This window comes from Photobacterium aquae (assembly GCF_001029445.1).
Taxonomy (GTDB): Bacteria; Pseudomonadota; Gammaproteobacteria; order Enterobacterales; family Vibrionaceae; genus Photobacterium; species Photobacterium aquae.
Map to the genome: position 1 here is coordinate 1 of NZ_LDOT01000076.1, position 1,890 is coordinate 1,890.

5 protein-coding genes and 1 pseudogene are annotated in these 1,890 nt (G+C 57.5%); all 6 read right to left on the reverse strand.

The features are described 5' to 3' along the window. Window positions 1-306, reverse strand: a pseudogene (locus tag ABT56_RS22795) (hypothetical protein); the annotation flags it as partial. After that, entirely contained in the window at window positions 303-944 is a 642-nt protein-coding gene (locus tag ABT56_RS22800) for a hypothetical protein (protein ID WP_047881211.1), read from the reverse strand. The gene ABT56_RS22800 and the pseudogene ABT56_RS22795, both read right to left, overlap by 4 nt. Continuing rightward, window positions 928-1,314 carry a hypothetical protein gene (locus ABT56_RS22805; protein ID WP_047881212.1) on the reverse strand — a complete coding sequence of 129 codons (387 nt, stop codon included), beginning with the start codon at window positions 1,312-1,314 and terminating at the stop codon, window positions 928-930. The genes ABT56_RS22800 and ABT56_RS22805 overlap by 17 nt, the downstream gene beginning before the upstream one ends. Next, a complete protein-coding gene (locus ABT56_RS22810; RefSeq protein ID WP_047881213.1) occupies window positions 1,311-1,529 on the reverse strand; it encodes a hypothetical protein in 219 nt (72 codons plus the stop codon). Before ABT56_RS22810 ends, ABT56_RS22805 begins: the two co-directional genes overlap by 4 nt. Beyond that, complete coding sequence (locus ABT56_RS24145) at window positions 1,529-1,684, reverse strand: hypothetical protein (protein ID WP_157037954.1); 156 nt, start codon at window positions 1,682-1,684, stop codon at window positions 1,529-1,531. The genes ABT56_RS22810 and ABT56_RS24145 overlap by 1 nt, the downstream gene beginning before the upstream one ends. Then, window positions 1,684-1,890 (reverse strand): hypothetical protein (locus ABT56_RS24350; RefSeq protein ID WP_047881214.1); only part of this gene is annotated, 207 nt, incomplete at its 5' end. The genes ABT56_RS24145 and ABT56_RS24350, both read right to left, overlap by 1 nt.

The window sequence follows — 1,890 nt, forward strand, 5'->3', positions numbered from 1 at the left end:
AAGCGGCTGATTCGGTGCCAGCGTAACCCTCGGCATGGCAGTGACTTCGACCTCGCGCCCATCGGACGGCGGTACATAGCGACCATAACCGCAGACAATCATCACGTTGCCCGCCTCGCCCATGTTCTCGACCGTCACCCGGCCGGACAAACGCGGGTCGATGATCTGCGCGCCCTGCTTCAATCGGTATTCGCCGCGCTCGGTGGTGATCTGCACCGACCCGTCGCAGGCTTCGACAAACAGAAATTCCCCGACCGCCTGAAACTGGCAACGCTGTCGCGGCTGCATGTACTGTTGAAAACTCATCGCTTCCCCTTAACAAAAAAGATGCCGACCAGTCCCAACATCACCATGCCGACAATAATGGTCATCTGGCGGCTGGTCGCGACCTGCCCGCCGTCCACTTTCATTTCTGCCAATTCCTTGAGGGCTTTCAGGTTCTTGCTGTTCTGCGAGGCTTGATTGCCCGCCAAGCCTGCAACCATCTGCAAATTTTCATGGTGGGCATCACTCACGCTGTCGATCGCATTGGCTGAAACCTTGCTGTTGAGTTCAAGGGCACTTTCCCCAAACGCCATCGCATCGCTGACGGTATCGCGGCCAAAGTCCATCGCCTCGCGGATAGATCGCTCGCCCATGTCGAGCGCGGCCTTTGATACACCCTCGTTACTGTCCAATGCGGCCTTGGCAACATCTTCCATCCCGTCGAGTGCCTTGGTGCTGACTTTGGTATTGCTGGACAATGCCAACTCACCCAACCCGGCGGCCATTTCCATTGCCCCGTGGTCTGTCATGCTGACATTGAATGTCGAATCGGCCACGCCCGACACCATCAACCCGTTGTTGTCACCGCTCGCGGCCGCCGAGCCGCTGACATTCTTGGTATTGTTGGTGGTATTGGTGGTCGTGGTGGTTTTGTTTGAACTGCTACTTTTCCCGCCCATACTCTGCCTTAATCATCAAATATCCGTCTTCGTCCCACCCATCCGGGTACACGGGCAAGCCAATCATTCGCAGGAATCGCAGTTGTGCCGGGCGTTGGGTGTGGCAACGGATAAAGCGGCAGCCCAATTGCTGCCCGTAGTCAAACAGCACCTTCGCCCCTTGGCGCAAGTCACCGACAAAGCCGACCGCCACCAATTCGAGATCGCCGTTCGGGTACTGCTCGACCCGCAATAGCGTGACCGATTCGCCAATGGTAAAAACGGCTTCCCTGCCTGCCAGCACTTCGCGGTGTACCTCGGCGGCATAGTCCCCGAGGATTGGGGACAATACCGCTTTGGCTTCCTGCCACTTACACGGTTCAAGCCTCATTTTTTCAGCACCATGTAAGCAATGGCGATCCCGCCGAGCAGTAACGCCCATGTCGGAATGCCGTTGTTGCTGCCCATGTTGATAGACCCGCCGCGAAAACCGGATTCGTTTTTGGAGTCCGTTTTGTTGTCGTTCTTGCCGTGGGCGGCCGAGGGCCCGGCACTGCCGCCCTGCAAACCGCCGCCACCCGTGAGTGAAGTCATTGCGCCAAGCATTACTTGATCACCCCCGTGATTTTCATCAGCCAGAACCCCATGCCGACCGCGATACCAATCCGCACCGTGTTGCCCAGCTTCTCACTGGTAAACACCCCCATGAAGTAGCTAATGGTGCCGATAAGCAACGGCCAAAATAATGCTGCAACTGGCATCACTTACCCCGCATCAATAACACCATTGCCAGCATCAGGACGGCGAACCCGCCGCCCATCAAAAGCAAGGTTTGGTTATCCATCATGCCGCCGTTGTAAATCGGCTGCCCCGTTGGCTGCTGGGCGGGCTCCTGCTGCTGCGGGACGCGGTTTTCTTCCGGGGCGGCCGAGCTCACTTTGTCGGCCTCATGGTCAAACCATGAATC